Source organism: Micromonospora sp. NPDC018662, from assembly GCF_044391475.1.
GTDB lineage: Bacteria > Actinomycetota > Actinomycetes > Mycobacteriales > Micromonosporaceae > Micromonospora.
The window spans coordinates 75,115-92,448 of sequence record NZ_JBISAC010000010.1 but is presented as its reverse complement, the minus strand read 5'-3'; the positions used below and the strand labels follow the sequence as shown (position 1 = coordinate 92,448).

Annotated in this window: 16 protein-coding genes and 1 pseudogene; 4 read left to right on the top strand and 13 right to left on the bottom strand. The window is 74.2% G+C overall.

The genetic code is table 11. The annotated features are described in order from the left end of the window. Positions 1-58: 58 nt before the first annotated feature. Positions 59-244, bottom strand: a complete 186-nt coding sequence (locus tag ACH495_RS25120) for a hypothetical protein (RefSeq protein ID WP_343447184.1) — start codon at positions 242-244, stop codon at positions 59-61. Between the two features lie 266 nt (positions 245-510). On the opposite strand from ACH495_RS25120, the gene ACH495_RS25115 reads away from it, so the two are divergent. Then, positions 511-1,545: an NAD(P)-dependent alcohol dehydrogenase gene (locus ACH495_RS25115; RefSeq protein WP_396860158.1), complete on the top strand. Its 1,035-nt coding sequence runs from the start codon at positions 511-513 to the stop codon at positions 1,543-1,545. Here the strand turns inward: ACH495_RS25115 and ACH495_RS25110 are convergent. After that, complete coding sequence (locus ACH495_RS25110; protein ID WP_396860157.1) at positions 1,532-2,668, bottom strand: geranylgeranyl reductase family protein; 1,137 nt, start codon at positions 2,666-2,668, stop codon at positions 1,532-1,534. The two genes, ACH495_RS25115 and ACH495_RS25110, sit on opposite strands and share 14 nt — an antisense overlap. Before the next feature lie 137 nt (positions 2,669-2,805). Here ACH495_RS25110 and ACH495_RS25105 point away from each other — a divergent pair, with 137 nt between their 5' ends. Next, positions 2,806-3,042 carry a hypothetical protein gene (locus ACH495_RS25105; RefSeq protein WP_357302028.1) on the top strand — a complete coding sequence of 79 codons (237 nt, stop codon included), beginning with the start codon at positions 2,806-2,808 and terminating at the stop codon, positions 3,040-3,042. A gap of 71 nt (positions 3,043-3,113) precedes the next feature. Next, positions 3,114-4,601 carry an MFS transporter gene (locus tag ACH495_RS25100; protein ID WP_396860156.1) on the top strand — a complete coding sequence of 496 codons (1,488 nt, stop codon included), beginning with the start codon at positions 3,114-3,116 and terminating at the stop codon, positions 4,599-4,601. A 54-nt stretch (positions 4,602-4,655) separates the two neighbouring features. Here ACH495_RS25100 and ACH495_RS25095 read toward each other — a convergent pair whose 3' ends face one another. The 4 genes and pseudogenes from ACH495_RS25095 to rho form a co-directional block, all read right to left on the bottom strand. Continuing rightward, positions 4,656-5,207, bottom strand: coding sequence for a hypothetical protein (locus tag ACH495_RS25095; RefSeq protein WP_396860155.1), 552 nt, complete (start codon positions 5,205-5,207; stop codon positions 4,656-4,658). A 437-nt stretch (positions 5,208-5,644) separates the two neighbouring features. Beyond that, positions 5,645-6,370 (bottom strand): hypothetical protein, encoded by a 726-nt coding sequence (locus tag ACH495_RS25090; RefSeq protein ID WP_396860154.1) that lies wholly within the window; start codon positions 6,368-6,370, stop codon positions 5,645-5,647. 187 nt (positions 6,371-6,557) lie between these two features. Next, entirely contained in the window at positions 6,558-7,643 is a 1,086-nt protein-coding gene (locus ACH495_RS25085; RefSeq protein WP_396860153.1) for a DUF3626 domain-containing protein, read from the bottom strand. Between the two features lie 57 nt (positions 7,644-7,700). Continuing rightward, positions 7,701-8,801: pseudogene (gene rho / locus ACH495_RS25080) on the bottom strand (transcription termination factor Rho); the annotation flags it as partial. Positions 8,802-9,128: 327 nt separating this feature from the next. On the opposite strand from rho, the gene ACH495_RS25075 reads away from it, so the two are divergent. After that, positions 9,129-9,968 carry an MEDS domain-containing protein gene (locus ACH495_RS25075; protein WP_396860152.1) on the top strand — a complete coding sequence of 280 codons (840 nt, stop codon included), beginning with the start codon at positions 9,129-9,131 and terminating at the stop codon, positions 9,966-9,968. A gap of 18 nt (positions 9,969-9,986) precedes the next feature. On the opposite strand, the gene ACH495_RS25070 is transcribed toward ACH495_RS25075, so the two are convergent. The 7 genes from ACH495_RS25070 to ACH495_RS25040 all read right to left on the bottom strand — a co-directional run bounded on the left by ACH495_RS25070 (position 9,987) and on the right by ACH495_RS25040 (position 17,258). After that, positions 9,987-10,616, bottom strand: a complete 630-nt coding sequence (locus ACH495_RS25070; protein WP_396860151.1) for an MBL fold metallo-hydrolase — start codon at positions 10,614-10,616, stop codon at positions 9,987-9,989. After that, complete coding sequence (locus ACH495_RS25065) at positions 10,613-11,701, bottom strand: S-(hydroxymethyl)mycothiol dehydrogenase (RefSeq protein ID WP_396860150.1); 1,089 nt, start codon at positions 11,699-11,701, stop codon at positions 10,613-10,615. The genes ACH495_RS25070 and ACH495_RS25065 overlap by 4 nt, the downstream gene beginning before the upstream one ends. Positions 11,702-11,827: 126 nt before the next feature. Continuing rightward, positions 11,828-13,105, bottom strand: a complete 1,278-nt coding sequence (locus ACH495_RS25060; RefSeq protein ID WP_396860149.1) for a nitrate/nitrite transporter — start codon at positions 13,103-13,105, stop codon at positions 11,828-11,830. Next, positions 13,102-13,770, bottom strand: coding sequence for a GntR family transcriptional regulator (locus ACH495_RS25055; protein WP_396860148.1), 669 nt, complete (start codon positions 13,768-13,770; stop codon positions 13,102-13,104). The genes ACH495_RS25060 and ACH495_RS25055 overlap by 4 nt, the downstream gene beginning before the upstream one ends. Before the next feature lie 134 nt (positions 13,771-13,904). After that, entirely contained in the window at positions 13,905-14,768 is an 864-nt protein-coding gene (locus tag ACH495_RS25050; protein WP_396860147.1) for an alpha/beta fold hydrolase, read from the bottom strand. Further along, positions 14,765-15,766, bottom strand: a complete 1,002-nt coding sequence (locus ACH495_RS25045) for an SDR family NAD(P)-dependent oxidoreductase (protein WP_396860146.1) — start codon at positions 15,764-15,766, stop codon at positions 14,765-14,767. The genes ACH495_RS25050 and ACH495_RS25045 overlap by 4 nt, the downstream gene beginning before the upstream one ends. Then, positions 15,759-17,258 carry a flavin-containing monooxygenase gene (locus tag ACH495_RS25040; RefSeq protein ID WP_396860145.1) on the bottom strand — a complete coding sequence of 500 codons (1,500 nt, stop codon included), beginning with the start codon at positions 17,256-17,258 and terminating at the stop codon, positions 15,759-15,761. Before ACH495_RS25040 ends, ACH495_RS25045 begins: the two co-directional genes overlap by 8 nt. Between the last annotated feature and the right edge of the window lie 76 nt (positions 17,259-17,334).

Sequence of the window (17,334 nt, the reverse complement as noted above, 5' to 3'; positions counted from 1 at the left end):
GTTCCGAGAGCGTGACCGGCCGAACGCCCATCCGGTCCTCCAGGTTGCGCCGCCTCCGTCAGCCGCCGGCGCGTAGGTGCCACTCCGACTCGCCGCCGACCGGGTCGGGCCGGCCCGGGGGGACCTCGGTCTCGGCTGACTCCATTCGCTCCTCCGGACGCACCGGGGCGGGCAGCTCGCCGAAGCGGACATGCCGGAGGAACGCGTACTCCTCGTCGGTGAACGACGCGACCGGTTCGCTCATGCCCGCATTGTGCGCCACGCGCGCGAGGACAGCCATACCGTTCCACTCGCGGGCTGGGTGGAGCACGGGTGGAACGGTATGGGTGTCAGAACGGGCCGGAGACACCCATGGCGTTCCACCCACGGGCCGGACGACCCGCGACGGGAGCGGTACGGGTGTCTCCGGCGCCAGGGGCAGCCGCCGTGGGCTGGGCAGACGCGGTATCAACCGGGGTGGTGCGGGTATGCCGCGGCGACGACCGTCGGCGACGAGGTGGGAGGGCGACGATGCGCGCGGTACGGATGACCGCTCCGGGGGTGCTGGAGTTGACCGAGGCACCCACGCCGGAGCCCGGCCCCGGTGAGGTGCTGCTGCGCGTCGGCGCGGTCGGCGCCTGCCACTCCGACCTGCACATCCTCGACGCCGAGGCAGGGATGTTCCCCACCCCGATGACGTTGGGCCACGAGATCGCCGGCACGGTGGACACCGCCGGTCCCGGCGTGGACGGCTGGTCGCCCGGGGACCGGGCCGCGGTCTACGGGATCATCGGCTGCGGCCGGTGCCGGGCCTGCCTGCGTGGCGAGGAGAACCGCTGCCGGGTCACCCCGGTCGGCGGCATCGGGCTCAGCCGCGACGGCGGGCTGGCCGAGCACGTCGTGGTGCCGGCGTCCCGGCTGCTGCACGTGGGCGACATGGACCTGACCCAGGCCGCGCCGCTGACCGACGCCGGGCTGACCCCGTACCACGCGGTGGAGTTGGCCCGGCCCCGGCTGCGTCCCGGCACCACCTGCGTGGTGATCGGCATCGGCGGGCTGGGGCACATGGCGCTCCAGATCCTGCTCGCCACCGCCGCGGTGCGGATCGTCGCGGTGGACACCAGCGTCGCCGCGCTGGACCTCGCCGACCGCCTCGGCGCCCACCACGTGGTGCGGGCCGGCGCGGACGCCGTGGAGAAGATCCGCGAGCTGGTCGGCCCGCCGCCGGACGGCGCGGACGTGGTGCTCGACTTCGTGGGCGCGCAGCCCACCCTGGACACCGCCCGGCAGGTCGTCGCCACCGGCGGTCAGCTGTTGCTGGTCGGCCTCGCCGGGGGCACGTTGCCGGTCCGGCCGGTCGCCGACGCGCCGCCCCCGGTGCCGTTGGAGACCGGGGTGGTGGTGCCGTTCTGGGGCACCCGCGCCGAACTCCAGGAGGTCATCGCGCTGGCCCGGGACGGTCGGCTGCACGCCGACGTGCAGACCTTCCCGCTGGACGAGGCGCCCGAGGCGTACGAGGCGCTGCGCCGGGGCGACATCCACGGGCGGGCGGTCATCGTGCCCTGACCGGGGGCAGACGGTCGATCAGCGCCAGCCCGGCCCGCACCGGTCGCCGGTCGAGCGCCTCGGCGAAGCTGGTCCGCCCCTGACAGAAACGGACGAACATCCGCCAGCCGGGCGGGCTGGCCAGCATCGCGTGGAACACGTCCGGGCGCCGCTCGAACGCGTCCAGCAGCCGGTGCCCGGCCCGCATCTCCGGCGTCAGCAGCCGCGCCACCTCCCGGGGGTACGCGTCCAGGTCACCGCCGGCGACCGCCGCGCCGGCCAGCCGGCCGGACCGCAACGCGTAGCTGATCCCCTCCCGGCTCCACGGCTCCAGCAGGCCGGCCGCGTCGCCGGCGACCAGCACCCGACCGTGGCGCAGCGGGGAGTCCTCCGTGCGGCAGCGGGTCAGGTGGCCGGAGTCGTGTTCCGGCGCGATCCCGGACAGCCCCAGCCGGGCCACGAAGTCCCGCAGGTAGGCGCGGGTCCGCTCGCCGTCGCCGCGGGCGGAGATGACGCCCACGGTGAGCCGGTCCCCCTTCGGGAAGACCCAGGCGTACGAGCCGGGGACCGGGCCCCAGTCGAGCAGCAGCCGGCCCCGCCAGCGGTCCCGCTCGACGGCGGGCACCGGCAGCTCCAGCTCCAGCCCCAGGTCGACCTGACGGAAGCGCACCCCCACGTGGCGGGCGGTCACCCCGGAGGAGCCGTCCGCGCCGACCACCGCACGGGCGCGCACCACCTCGCCGTCGGCCAGCCGCAGGCGTACCTCGTCGGGGTCCTGTTCCACGGCGCGGACCGCGACGCCCTCGCGGACCTCGACGCCGGCGGACACCGCGGCGGCGCGCAGCCGGTCGTCGAACTCCTCCCGCCGGATCATCGTGACCACCGGCGCGGCGTGGCGGCGGGTGAACGCCCGTCGCCCGTCCCGGGTGAACGTCACCCGGTCGACGCGGTCCTGCGCGGGGACCTCGATCACGTCACCGGCCTCGGCCAGCGAGGTGCCGATCAGGCCGCCGCCGCACGTCTTGTAGCGGGGGTGGGTGGCGCGCTCGACCACCAGCGTGCGCACGCCGGCCCGGGCCGCGGTACGCGCGGCGGAGAGTCCGGCGGGCCCGCCACCGACCACGACGAGATCCCAGATGATCACGGGTGCAGCCTAGGGCACCGGCCGGCGTGGCGGCCGGGTACGACCCTCGATCGGGTGGGCATCATCGTCGGCCGCCCGGGTAAGCGCCGGTCGCCGACCGTCCGGCGGCCGGGCGGTCCACGCCGAGGAGGGAAGCGATGCCGCAGGTCCAGTTGTCCGCGGTCGAGGAGCGGGTCTACCAGGCGGTCTCCGCGCTGGAGGTGCGGGGGCACGTCCCCTACCCGGACCTGATCGCCGAGGAGACCCAGATGACCGAGGAGGAGCTGCGCGAGCCGCTGCACACGCTCACCGAGCGGGGACTGCTGCACCGCGAGGACTCGCCGATGACGGGCCTGGACTTCGGGCCCCGCTGGTGCGCGCGCCAGATGGCCTGACCGCGTCGTTTGCCCCACCGGGGGCCGGGTAGCGATCGGGGATGCGTGATCGAGGGTCGGTGGGGGGCACGATGAGCGGAGACCGGTCGTCGGCGCCGGTGGCGGACACCGGGTACGACGACCGGCGACGCTGGCGGGCGCTGAGCGTCGGCCTGGTCGCGGCGTTCATGACGCTGCTGGACGTCAGCATCGTCAACGTCGCCGTCCCGTCGATCGACCGGGCGCTGCACGCCACCCCGAGCGACCTGCAATGGGTGCTGTCCGGGTACGCGTTGACGTTCGGCCTGGTGCTGGTGCCGGCCGGACGGTTCGGGGACGCGCGCGGCCGGCGGACCGCGTTCGTGGTCGGGGTGGGACTGTTCACGGTGACCAGCGCGCTCGCCGGGCTGGCCACGTCGGCGACCTGGCTGATCGTCGCCCGGCTCGTCCAGGGCGCCGCGGCCGGCATCGTCAACCCCCAGGTCAGCGGCATGATCCAGCAACTGTTCCGGGGCGCCGACCGGGGGCGCGCGTTCGGGCTGCTCGGCGCCACCATCGGCATCTCCACCGCGGTCGGGCCGCTGCTGGGCGGGCTGCTCATCCAGCTCGGCGGCGCCGAACACGGCTGGCGGTGGGTGTTCTTCGTCAACATCCCGGTCGGCATCCTCGCGATGGTGCTCGGCTGGCGGCTGATGCCGGCCCGGCCCGCCGGCCAGCCCGACCGGCACCGGCTCGACCCGGTCGGCGTGCTGCTGCTCGGCGTCGGCGTCACCGTGATCCTGCTGCCGCTGGTGCAGCGGGAGCAGTGGCCCGGCTCGGCCAAGTGGCTGCTCATCCCGCTCGGCCTGCTGCTGCTGGCCGGCTTCGCGCTCTGGGAACGCCGGTACGCCCGGCACACCCAGCCCCTGTTCGACCTGCGGCTGTTCACGCTGCGCTCGTACACGCTGGGTTCGCTGATCGGGCTGATCTACTTCGCCGGCTTCACCGCGATCTTCTTCGTCTTCACGCTCTATCTCCAGATCGGGCTGGGCTACAGCGCGCTTGTCGCCGGCCTGGCGATCACCCCGTTCGCGCTCGGCTCGGCGCTCGCCTCCGCGCTGGGCGGGCGCGTGGTGACCCGGTACGGCCGGCCGCTGGTCGCGATCGGACTGCTCGCCGTGGTGGTCGGGCTGGTCGCCACCGACCTGGTGCTGACCGGCGGGCCGCACCAGGACGTGCCACTGCGTACCGCGTTGCCGCTGCTCGTCGCCGGGCTGGGCAGCGGCCTGGTGATCGCGCCCAACCAGACGCTCACGCTGTCGGAGGTGCCGGTGCCGATGGCCGGCAGCGGCGCCGGCATGCTCCAGACCGGACAGCGGATCGGCTCGGCGGCCGGCATCGCGGCGGTGGGCGCGCTGTTCTTCTCCACGCTGGCCGACAACCGGGGCGACTGGGCGGTGGCGTTCCGGCACTCGCTGCTGCTGGCCGCCGGGATCATCGTGCTGGCGCTGGCCGCCGCCGTGATCGACATCGTCGCCGGCCACCGCCGTAAGGAGGGGCCCCCGGTTAACGCCTCCGGTAGAGGAACGGGCCCCGCTTGACACGTCGGGAGCGCTGAAGGCCGGCACCCTTCCGGGTGCCGGCCTTCGCGTTCCTTAGCTGTTCCAGTGCTGGTTGACGAGGTCGGTGGCCTGCTTCTCCCACTGCGCGTACGCGTCCGGGTAGGCCGACACCTGCACGGTCTGGGCGGCCTTGGTCAGCGGCATGTCCTGCCAGCCGTCGACCTGCTTCAGACCCTTCAGGAACGCCAGGGTCGAGTACTCCGGGTCGGTGATCTGCTCCGGCGTGCCCCACCCACTGGACGGGCGCTGCTGGAACAGACCCAACGAGTCGTGATCGTTCTTGTCGCCGAGGTGACCCAGGTTCTCCAACTTCGACTCCTGCAACGCGGTGGCGATCGAGATGACCGCCGCCCGCTCCGGCAGACCGGCCTTCTTCGTCGCCGCGATGATCGCCTTGGCATTCGCGGTCTGCTCGCCGTTCAGCGGGATCGTCGACTGCTCACCCTGCACGGTGGCGGCGGCGACGGGCTTGCCGGCGCTGGCATGGACGGTGTCGGCGTGCGCGGCGATCGGACCGGCGAACACACCACCGGTGAAGGCCAGACCAGCAACACCCAGGATGCTCTTGCGCAGGATCGTGTTCATGAGGGGGCTCCATTCGGGGGTCAACGCACCCGGGGATGGGTGCGGGCACCGTCAGGCGCTCTCGGGGGGATCCGGCTGGCTCGCGGAAGCGCGGGGCCTCGACGCGGCGCCGGAAGACTCTGCAACGACCGGGGCCCCACCGTCATTCCCGGCGGCGCAGGGGTGCTTGCCTTCCTCGGCCGTGCACCGGGATACAACGCCGCGACCCCCCGACCCATTCCACCGCCAGAGTGCCCCCCACCACCCCCGACCCGGACAAACCACCCACCCGGCACACTCAGCGGAACACCACCCATACCGTTCCACCCACCGCCCACCACCACCGTGACTGGAACGGCATGGGTGTCTCGGGGCTCCCCAGACACCCATGACGTTCCACCCACGGGGCTGTCCGGACAGACGGACCGGCCGGCCCCGAACTGGGGCCGGCCGGCGTGTCACCAGAGCTGCTGGACGATGTCCGCCGCCTGCTCCTCCCACTGCGCGTACGCGTACGGGTAGGCGGACACCTGGACGGTCTGCGCCGCGCTGGTCAGCGGCAGGTCCTGCCAGCCGCCGACGTTCTTCAGCGCGCCGAAGAACGCCTTGCTGGCGTACTCGGGGTCGGTGATCTGCTCGGACGTGCCCCAACCGGACGACGGGCGCTGCTGGAACAGGCCCTCCGAGTCGTGGTCGTTGTACGTGCCGAGGTGACCCAGGTTGTAGAGCTTGGACTCCTGGAGCGAGGTGGCGACGCCGATCACGGCGCCCCGCTCCCCCACGCCGGTCTCCTTGGCCGCCCGGACGATGGCCTTGGCGTTGTCGAGCTGTGCGTCGTCGAGCGGGATGCGCGACTGCGCGCCCTCGACGCCGTGCGGCATGAGCTTCTCCCGGGCCGGCCGGTCGGCCCTGCTGGGCACCTTGTCGCCGCCGGTGGTCAGGCCGGACTTCGCCGCCTCGGTGGCGGTCTTCTTGCCGGTGGCCAGGTCGATGGCGGCCACGGCGCCGGCGTGCGGTCCGCTGGTCACCGGCGCGGCGACGGCGGTGGGGGCGAAGGCCAGCCCGCCCAGGGCGGCCACGCCCGCGACGGTCAGCGCGGCGCGGCGGTTCTGGGCGACGGCGGTGGTCCTCGCGACGGCGGTCTTCGCGATGGCGGGGAGCCATCGAGTGAGGTGCTGCTGCACGATGGTTGCCCTTTCGATCGTTACGACGCGCTCCGGGGTGAGCGCCCCTCGGGGGTGCCGGCACCGGTCGGGATGCCGGCGGTACCGGGGCACAACCAGCCCGGCCTGTCGGTCATTCCGGAAATGTCAGCGAAGGCGCGCGGGCTGCGGTCCAGGTCACTCCCGGATCCACGGGGAAACGGGACGATCAGGCCGGCTGGCCGAAACGGACCAGGACGTGCCAGAGCTGCTTGAGGTGTTGCCAGGTCAGCTCCGCCGGCCCGCGATCGGCCCAACGGTGCGGCTCGCGTACCAGGGAGGCGGCGGCGCGGCCGACCAGGGCCGCGTGCAGCGGCTCCCCCGGCCGGCCGAACTCGGCGTGCACGCGAGCGGCCAGCGGCGGGATGTCCGGCCCGCGGAAGTCGGCGTCGACGCCGTCCACGGGGAGTTGGAAGCCGGGATGCCAGCGCAGCGGGAACCCGAGCCGGTCGGCGATCCCGGCGAGGCGGCGGCCGGTCCCGGTGTCGCGGAAGGACGGGTCGACCACGAGGGCCTCGACGTCGCGGGCGAGACTCAGCTCGCCGTGCACCTGCGCCTCGATGTAGTCGTCAAGTGCGCGGCCGGCCCGCTCGGACGCCCGTTCCCGGCGGGACAGCAACGTGCGCAGCAGCGTGCCGGTGTCCATCCCGGACACACCCAGGCTGACGCCGGTGCCGGCGGTGGCGACCAGCAGCGCGGCGAGGACCGGCTCGAAGACGATGACGGTGCCGACCTCGGTCGGCCCGAGGTGGCTGTCACCGAAGGTGAACGTGGTCCGGGCCAGCACCTCCGGACGCAGCCGCAGGTGGCAGGAGCCGAACCGGGGGCAGGCGCCGTCGGGATGGTCGAGCAGGTTGAGGCCGCCGTACTTCGGGCGCTCCGCGGCGGGCACGCCCGGACGCTGGTACGCGCCGCCGAACATCGCCTTCTCCCAGACGTCCCGGTCACCACCGGGGAACGCGGTCAACCCGCCGCCCGAGATCCCGGTCTCGAACTGACTGCGGTACACGCCCTCGTCGTCGAGCGCCTCGACCACCGTGCGGCCGTCGTACAGCAGCCGGTCGGGGTGGAAGTTGACGGTCAGCCGGCCGTACCCGGTCACCGCCGCGACGACCTCGTCGCAACGGACGGCGACCCCGGCGCCGGCGAGGTGTTCCGCGATCACGGCGAGCGCCGCCGGGCGGTCCCGCAGCGCGACGTCGCGCACGTGTCGCAGGGCGGCGAACTGCGCGGCGGTCAGGGTCGGTCCGGGCATGCCGGCGAGTATCGGCGGGCCGGACCCGGCGGGCCAGGGGTTTCCCGCGACGGGCGACTACCGGACGGCCGCGCCGAGGCGGGCGAGCAGGTGCGCGTTGCCGCCGGTGGCGGCGAGCTGGCGCAGCAGGTGGTCCAGGGCGGCCTGGCGGTCCAGCGTGGAGAGCGCGGAACGCAACGCGCGCAGGCGTTGCCGTTCGAGGTCGGACAGCAGCGCCTCCTCCCGCCGGGTGCCGGAGGCGCACACGTCGACCGCCGGGAACGTACGCCGGTCGGCGAGCCCTCGATCCAGTTTCAGCTCCGCGTTGCCGGTGCTCTTGAACTCCTCGAAGATGAGCGTGTCGGCAGCGGAGCCGGTCTCCACCAGCGCGGAGGCCAGGATGGTCAACGAGCCGCCCTCCTCGACCGCGCGAGCCGCCGCGAGCAGCTGTTTGGGCGGGGTCAGCGCGGCCACGTCGATGCCGCCGGAGAGCGTACGCCCGGCGGAGCGGACGGTGAGGTTGTAGGCGCGGCCGAGCCGGGTCAGCGAGTCGAGCAGCACGACCACGTCCTGCCCCAGCTCGACCAGGCGCTTGGCCCGTTCGATAGCCAACTCGGCCACCGCGGTGTGGTCCTGCGGCGGACGGTCGAACGTGGCGGCGACGACCTCGCCCTTGATCGACCGTGACATGTCGGTGACCTCTTCGGGCCGCTCGTCCACCAGCACCACCATCAGGTGACAATCGGGATGGTTGATGGTGATGGCGTTCGCGATCGCCTGCAACACCATCGTCTTGCCCGCCTTCGGCGGCGACACGACCAACGCCCGCTGCCCCTTGCCGATCGGCATGACCAGGTCGATCACCCGGGTGGACAGGACGTGCGGCTCGGTCTCCAGCCGCAGCCGCTCGCGCGGGTGCACCGGGGTGAGCTGGTGGAAGTCGCGGCGCCGTCGGGCCTGCTCGGGGGCGAGGCCGTTGACGGTGTCCAGCCGGTCCAGCGGGACCGGCCGGCCGGGACGGGACTCGCCGGTGACCGCGCCGGTGACCAGGTCGCCGCGGCGCAGGCCGTACCGGCGGGCCTGGCCGGCGCTGAGGTGGACGTCGGCGGTGGACGGCAGGTATCCGTCCACCCGGAGGGTGCAGTGCCCGCCGACGGTGTCGAGGACACCGCTGACGGGACGGTGCGCAGGGAGCATGGGTGGCCTTTCGGGGAAGGCGGTGTCGGCCGGACGCGGACACCACGGGAGGGCGCGGCCGGGGACCGGCCCGGCACGAGGCCGGGGGGTGCCGCCGCGGCGGAGACGCCGGTCGGACGGCCGAGCGGCGGAGACGCCGGTCGGTGACCGGCCACACTGGGAAGTTCGGACGACGGGCGGCGCCTGGCGCCGGCATCCGGGTCCACGAGCAGGCTAACCCGGCCGGTGGCGGCGGGCAAGCGGATCACCGGTGCCGCCGGGCACGACGCTTCGTTAGAGTGGGTCACCCGCACCGGGAAGGCCCGCACCGTGACTGCTACGACCGTGGTCGACCAGGTCGATCTGGGCGACCACGTCTGTTGGATCCACGACGACGACACCGAGGCCCTGGACGCCGTCGGCCGCTTCGCCGCCACCGGCCTCCGCCGTGGCCACAAGGTGGTCTGTTACACCGAGACCTCGACCCCCCAGGCGGTCCGCGCCCGGGTCGACGCCGTCGGGGTTCCCACCGAGGCCGCCGTGGCCGCCGGGCAGCTACGGATCATGCCCGCCGTGGACGCGTTCCTCGGCGACGGGCGACCCACGCCGGCTGCCCTGGCCGACACGGTCCGCCGCGAGGTCGACCGGGCCCGGCGGGAGGGCTACCCGGGGGTACGCCTCTGCGGCGACATGGCGTGGGTGCTGCGTTCCGGCGTCAGCCTGGACGAGCTGCGACGCTACGAGCAGGCGCTCACCCCGATCTTCCCCGACGGCCGGGTCGCCGGCCTGTGCCTGTACGACCGCCGACGCTTCCCCGCCGAGCAGCTCCGCCTCCTCACCGCGGCCCACCCGGGCTGCGCCGGGCCGCACACCCCGCGCACGTGGTCGCCGCTGCTGCGCGCGTACCGGACCGGTGATCCACCCGGGTTGCGGCTGGTGGGGCAGGTGGACCGCAGCAACCGGGACGCGTTCGTCGCGCTGCTGGGCGCGCTGACGTCCGGGGCCGGCCCGGCCCCGGTGCTGGACCTGACGGAGTTGAGCTTCGCCGACGCCGGCGCCGCCACCGAGCTGGCGCGGGCCGGCCGGGCCAGTCGCACCGGCATCCGGCTGGTGGGATGCCGTCCGGCGCTGGACCGGCTGCTGCGCATGCTGGACGGCGTGCCGGCGTGAGCGCCGCCACCGGTAGGCTCAGTGGCCGCGCGCGATCCACTCGTCCAGGTGCGGCGCCTCCGCGCCGACGGTGGTGTCGTCGCCGTGCCCGGTGTGCACCACGGTCTCCGGCGGCAGCGTGAGCAGCCGGGTGCGGATCGACTCGACGATGACGCCGAAGTCGCTGTAGGAGCGGCCGGTCGCGCCCGGGCCGCCGGCGAAGAGCGTGTCGCCGGTGAAGACCACGCCCAGTTCCGGGGCGTACAGGCTGCACGCTCCCGGGCTGTGCCCGGGCGTGTGCAGGACCCGCAGCGTGGTGCCGCCGACGGTGACGGTCTGCCCGTCGGTGAGGTCGCCGTCCGGCGGCGTGTCCGGGTGGACCTGGTCCCACAGCACCCGGTCGGCGGGGTGCAGCAGCACCGGCGCGCCGGTGGCGCGGGCCAGCTCGGGGGCGACCCGGACGTGGTCGTCGTGGGCGTGGGTGGCCAGGATCGCCAGCACCCGCCGGTCACCGACCACGGCGCGGATCGCGGCCACGTCGTGCGGCGCATCGACCACCACGCACTCGTCGTCGTCGCCGACCACCCAGACGTTGTTGTCGACGTCGAACGTCTGCCCGTCCAGCGAGAACGTGCCGGACGTGACGGCGTGGTCCACGTGCGCGGTCACGGGAAGACCACCACCGAACGGAGCACGTCGCCGTGGTGCATCCGGGTGAACGCGTCCTCGACCTGGTCGAGGGCGATCTCCTCGGTGACGAACGCGTCCAGGTCGAGCCGGCCCTGCCGGTAGAGCTCGGTGAGCATCGGGAAGTCGCGGCTGGGCAGGCAGTCGCCGTACCAGCTGGACTTGAGCGCGCCACCGCGGCCGAACACGTCGAGCAGCGGCAGCTCGAGCGTCATCTCCGGGGTCGGCACGCCGACCAGCACGACCGTGCCGGCGAGGTCACGGGCGTAGAACGCCTGCTTCCAGGTCTCCGGGCGGCCCACCGCGTCGATCACCACGTCGGCGCCGAACCCGCCGGTGACCGCGCGGATCGCCTCGACCGGGTCGGCCTCGGAGGCGTTGACGGTGTGGGTGGCGCCGAACTTCCGCGCCCAGTCGAGCTTGCGGGAGTCGGTGTCGACCGCGACGATCGTCGTCGCGCCGGCCAGGGCCGCGCCGGCCACCGCCGCGTCGCCGACACCGCCGCAGCCGATCACCGCGACGGAGTCGCCACGGGTCACGTTGCCGGTGTTCATGGCCGCGCCCAGGCCGGCCATGACGCCGCAGCCGAGCAGGCCGACGGCGGCGGGCCGGGCGGACGGGTCGACCTTGGTGCACTGGCCGGCGTGCACGAGCGTCTTCTCGGCGAACGCGCCGATGCCCAGCGCGGGCGTCAGCTCGGTGGCGTCGGTGAGGGTCATTCGCTGCGCCGCGTTGTGGGTGGCGAAGCAGTACCAGGGACGGCCACGCCGGCAGGCCCGGCACTGCCCGCAGACGGCCCGCCAGTTGAGCACCACGAAATCGCCGGGCGCCACGTCGGTGACGCCGTCGCCGATCTGCTCGACGACGCCGGCGGCCTCGTGACCGAGCAGGAACGGGTAGTCGTCGTTGATGCCGCCCTCGCGGTAGTGCAGGTCGGTGTGGCAGACGCCGCAGGACTGGACGCGGACCACCGCCTCGCCCGGCCCCGGGTCGGGCACCACGATGGTGGTCACCTCCACCGGCGCGCCCTTGCGCCGCGACACGACTCCCCGGACTTCCTGGCTCACGGCAGTTCTCCTTCGTCTCGGTCCCCCACCGAACCTACCGCCGATCATGACCGGCGGCGCGACGCCCGCCCGGTTGGCGCCTCCGCCGGGCGGATCGTCCCGTCGGGTGTCACCCGGTCGGCCCGCTCAGGCCGGCACCGCCACCGGTACCCGTTCGCCGACCAGCCGGCGGCGGGCGGCGTTGCGGTAGCGCAGCACCTGCACCGCCCCGAGCGCCCAGAGCAGGTACTGCACCGCGAACGCCCACCGGTACGCGGACAGCGGCGGGGTGTCCCGGCCGGTCGGGGTGGCCAGGTCGAGCACCACGCCGACGGCCAGGATCAGCACGATCGAGGCGACGAATCCGCCGACGTTGACGATGCCGGTGGCGCTGCCGATGCGGTGCACCGGGTTGAACGTGCGGGCGTAGTCGAAGCCGATCACCGAGCCGGGGCCGTTGACGGCGAGCACCACCACCAGCGCCACCAGCAGCGCGTGCGGGGCGCGGCCGGGCCAGGCCAGCACCACCGCCCAGACCGCGGCGGTGGCGGCGGTGATGGTGAAGACCACCACCGAACGGTGGAACGGGTGCCGGGCGCACAGGTGGGCGACCACCGGGCCGCAGACCAGCGTCACCACGGTCATCAGGGTGAGCAGTCCGGCGGCGGCGGTGGGCGGGAAGCCCTGCCCCTGCACCAGGAACGGATAGCCCCAGAGCAGCGCGAACACCGACCCCGAGAACTGGGTGACGAAGTGCGTCCACAGGCCCAGCCGGGTGCCGGGTTGCGCCCACGCGTCGGCGAGCTGCCGGCGTACCGCCGCCGGGCCGGGAGCCGGCGCGGTGAGGTGCGCGGCGTGCGGGGTGTCCCGGACCGCGACGAGGACCAGCAGCAGCACGGTGACGCCGAGCGCCGCCGCGGTCAGGAACGCCGGGGCCCAGCCGGCGCGGTGCAGCAACGCCACCAGGGGTACGGCGCCGAGCACCGCGCCGAGCTGGCCGATGGTGCCGGTGAGCTGCACCAGCAGCGGATTGCGGCGGCCCGGGAACCAGAACGCCACGATCCGCAGCACGCTGATGAACGTCATCGCGTCCCCGAGACCGACCAGCACCCGGGCGGCGACGGCGAGGCGGACGTCGGTGGCGACCGCGAACACGAGTTGCCCGGCGACCATGAGCGCGCCGCCGGCCAGCAGCAGCCGGCGTGACCCGTAGCGGTCCAGCAGCACCCCGACCGGGATCTGCATGGCCGCGTAGACGGCGAGCTGGGCCACGGAGAAGGTGGCCAGCGCGGCGGCGTTGATGTGGAAGCGGTCCGCCGCGTCGACCCCGGTGACACCGAGGGAGCTGCGGTGGAACACGGCGGCCACGTACGCGGTGACGGCCACCGCGTACACCAGGGCGGCGGGCCGGCGGGCGACGGTCACCGCAGCGTCCCGAGCATGGCGGCGGCGGAGTCGATGTGCCCGGCCACCGCGTCGCGCCACACCGCCGGGTCGTCGCCGTCGAGCGCGGCGAGCTGGCCGGCGTGCTCGGCGAGCGCGACCTCGGCCCAGCCGGGCGAGAGCCGGAAGCCGGCCTCGCCCATCCGTAGCTGCCGGTCGCGCAGCCGGTGGTAGAGCTCGGCGAGGATCTCGTTGCCGGCCGCGTCGACGACCGCCGCGTGGAAGGCGCGGTCGGCGGTCATCAGGGCGGTGAGGTCCCCGGCGGCGTGCGCCCGGCGCATCTCGTCGAGCCGGTCGGCCAGCTCGACGCGGAGCGCGGCGCGGCGCGGCCAGACCCGTTCGGCGGCGTGCAGCTCCACCAGGCGGCGGGCCTCGATGACGTCGGCGATCTCGCGGGCGGACACCGGCCGGATCAGCGCGCCGCGCTTCGGGTAGAGCTTGACCAGGCCCTCGGTCTCCAGCCGCAGCAGCGCCTCGCGGACCGGAGTACGTGACACACCGGTCGCCGTCGCGATCTCACCCTCGCTGACGAGCTGGCCGCCGGGATAGACCTGCTCCAGGATGGCCTGCTTGAGGTGCCGGTATGCCCGCTCGGCCGCGGACGGCGCACCGGAGGGGGCGCCGGCGACAGCGCTGAGATGCGTCATGTATCTATGATGCGCCGCCCCCTTCCCCCATGCCCCCACCCCGTCCCGTCCGGTGGCTCAGCCCACACCGCCTCCACCGTCGATCATGAAGTTGGCGGCGTCGGCGGTCCGCATTGTCGCCGTCAACTTCATGATCAACCGGCGTGGCGGGCGGGGTGGGTCGCCCAGAAGTCGCGCAGCAGCGCCTCCACCTCGGCGGTCCGTTCAATCTGCGGCATGTGGCCGGTGTCGCGGAACAGGTGGGCCCGCGCCCCGGGCAGCCGGGTCCTGGCGTACGCCAGGTGCGCGGCCGGCAGGACCAGGTCGCTGTCGCCCCAGACCAGCAGCGTGGGCAGGTCGAGCGCGGCCACCGCGTCGAGCAGTTCGGCGCGCCACAGTGGGCGTACCCCGCGCCAGGTCCCCAGGTCGCGGACCAGCTCCCGCATCACCCGGGCCGCGTGCGGCTGCCGGGCCACCGCGAGCGCGGTGGTGATCCGCTCCTCGGTGACGTGGGCCGGGTCGACGAAGATGGCGCGCTCGGTACGGCGGGCGATCGCCGGGTGCGGGCGCAGCAGCAGCCGTGCCAGCGGGGGCACCGCGAGCAGCCGCAGCGCCACTGTCACCTCCCGGCCGAAGCCGGCGCTGTTGAGCAGCGCCAGGCCGGCCGCCCGGTGCGGCGCGTCGGCGGCCAGCCGCATGGCCACCGCCCCGCCGAGCGAGTTGCCCACCACCTGCGCGGGGCCGACGACCCCGGCGGCGTCGAGGAACCCGGCGACCGCGCCGGCCAGGGCGGGCAGCGTGTGCGGTCCGCGCAGCGGCGCGGAGCCGCCGTGGCCGGGCAGGTCCACGGCGAGCACGCGGTGGTCGCGGGCCAGCGCGGCGTGCAGCGCGGTGAAATCGTCGAGGGTACGGCCGATGCCGTGCAGCAGCAGCACCGGCGGCCCGTCGCCGGTGATCCGGCAGCGCATCCGCAGACCGGCCACGACGCGTTCGTCGGCCGGGGGCAGTCCGACGGTCACGCCTGGCGTCCCGGCTCCCGCCCGACCGCGTCACCGGATATCGGCGCGGTCGCGTCACCGGAGCCGGCCGGCGCGGTCACGCCAGCGGAACTAGCCGGCGTGGTCGCGTCAGCGGAACCGGAGCCGTCCGGCAGGGCCGTCGGCGCCGGCCGGGGCGCGGGCACCCGGCCGGGTCGCGGGCGCATGGCCAGGGCCAGCACCCGGCCGTATCCGGCGGGGGCGAGCCGGACCAGCAGGTCGGGCAGCTTGGCCGACCAGCCGATCAGCACCCGGCCGCGACGCCGCTGCGCGCCGCGCAGGATGACCTCGGCGGCGGTGGCCGGGTCGATGGTCAGCAGCTTCTCGAACTGTCGGAGTCCGGTCTCGTACTCGGCGCGGGGGACGCCGCTGCCCACCCGGGCACTGGCGGCGATCCGGGTCCGGATGCCGCCGGGGTGCACCGAGGTGACGCCGATCCCGTCGTCGACCAACTCGTGCCGCAGCGCCTCGGTGAACCCGCGCACGGCGAACTTGCTGGCCGCGTACGCGACCTGCCCGGCCGGGGCGATGAGGCCGAAGAGACTGGACACGTTGACCAGGTGGGAGCCCGACTCGGCCTTGAGCGCGGGCAGCAGCGCGTGCGTCAACCGCACCACGGCCCGGAAGTTGATCTCAATGACCCAGAGGAACTCGTCCAGTGTGACCTGGTCGAACCGGCCGCCCAACGCGACGCCGGCGTTGTTGATCAGCAGCCGGATCCGGGGATGGGCCCGCCGGATCTCGGCGGCGACCCGATCGGTGGCGTCGGCGTCGGCGAGGTCGACCACGTAGGTGTGGATCTCGCGGCCCAGGTGCCGGGCCCGGATCGATGCGACCACCGCGGCCAGCCCCTCGGCGTCCCGGTCGAGCAGGACCAGGTCGGCGCCGCGCCGGGCCAGGCCGTCGGCGAGCGCCGCGCCGATGCCGCTGGCCGCGCCGGTGACGACCGCGGTGCCGCCGGGAAAGTCGAGATCACGCATCACTACCTCCGGAGGCGGCCACGGCCGCGGTGGCCGGCGTGCCGGCGCGGGCGAACCGCACGCCGTCGGTCAGCGGCCCGCGCCGCATCAGGCGTACGTCGCGGGGATAGTTCTGGTGCAGCCGCCACGGCGCGCGGGGGCCCTGCTTGGGTAGCTGGTCGACCGCCCGCAGCACGTACCCGGACTTCAGGTCGATGATCGGCACCAGGTCGTCGGTGTCCGGGGCGAGCGGGGTGACGATCTGCTGGCCGGTGTCGTCGAGGTGGCGCAGCAGCCGGCAGACGTACGTGGCGACCAGATCGGCCTTCAGCGTCCAGGACGCGTTGGTGTAGCCGATGGTCATGGCGAAGTTCGGCACACCGGAGAGCATCATGCCCTTGTAGGCGACGGTGGCGGCGAGGTCGACGGCGGCGCCGTCGACGGTCACCGTCATGCCGCCGAGCGCGAGCAGGTTGAGGCCGGTGGCGGTGACCACGATGTCGGCCGGCAGCTCGTCGCCGGAGGCGAGCCGGATGCCGCGCTCGGTGAACGTGTCGATGGTGTCGGTGACCACCGACGCCCGCCCCTCGGCCAGCGCGGTGAACAGGTCGCCGTCCGGCACCACGCACAGCCGCTGGTCCCAGGGGTCGTAGCGGGGCGAGAAGTGCCTGTCGACGTCGTACCCGACCGGGAGTCGACCCTTCGCGGCGCGGCGCAGGAACCGCTTCACCACGCCGGGCGCCCGGCGGCTGAGCTGGAAGTTCGCCACCCCCAGCGCGACGTTCTTCCAGCGCGCCACCGCGTACGCGGCGGTCGGCGGCAGCCAGCGCCGCGCGGCGTCGGCGAACGGGTCGCGCGACGGCAGCGAGATGACATACGTCGGTGAGCGCTGGAGCATGGTGACGTGGGCGGCCCGCTCGGCCATGGCCGGGACCAGGGTGACCGCGGTGGCGCCGCTGCCGATCACCACCACCCGCTTGCCGGTGAAGTCCAGCCGCTCCGGCCAGTGCTGCGGGTGCACCAGCGTGCCGGCGTACCGCTCGACGCCCGGCAGCGGGGGCGTGTAGCCCTCGTCGTAGCGGTAGTAACCGGAGTTGGTGAACAGGAAGCCGCAGGTGACCGTGACGTCCTCGCCGGTGTCGGCGCGGTGGGCGTGCACGGTCCAGCGGGCGGTGGCGCTGTCCCACTCGGCGCGGGTGACCCGGTGGTGGAAGCGGATGTGCCGGTCCACGTCGTACTCGGCGGCGGTCTGCCGGACGTACCGGCGGATCGACTCGCCGTCGGCGATCGCCTTCGGGTCGGTCCACGGCTTGAACGCGTAGCCGAGCGTGTACATGTCCGAGTCGGAGCGGACGCCGGGGTAGCGGAACAGGTCCCAGGTGCCACCGATGGCGCCCCGGGCCTCCAGCACCGCGTAGGTCTTGCCGGGGCACTCGCGTCCCAGGTGGACGGCGGCGCCGACGCCGGACAGCCCGGCGCCGACGATGAGAACGTCGACGTGGTCGGAGGCCATGGCTTCTCCCGTTCTCCCCCGGCGGTGGACCGGACCCTATCGACCGCTCCGGACCCCAGTCAACACCCTGTCGAGT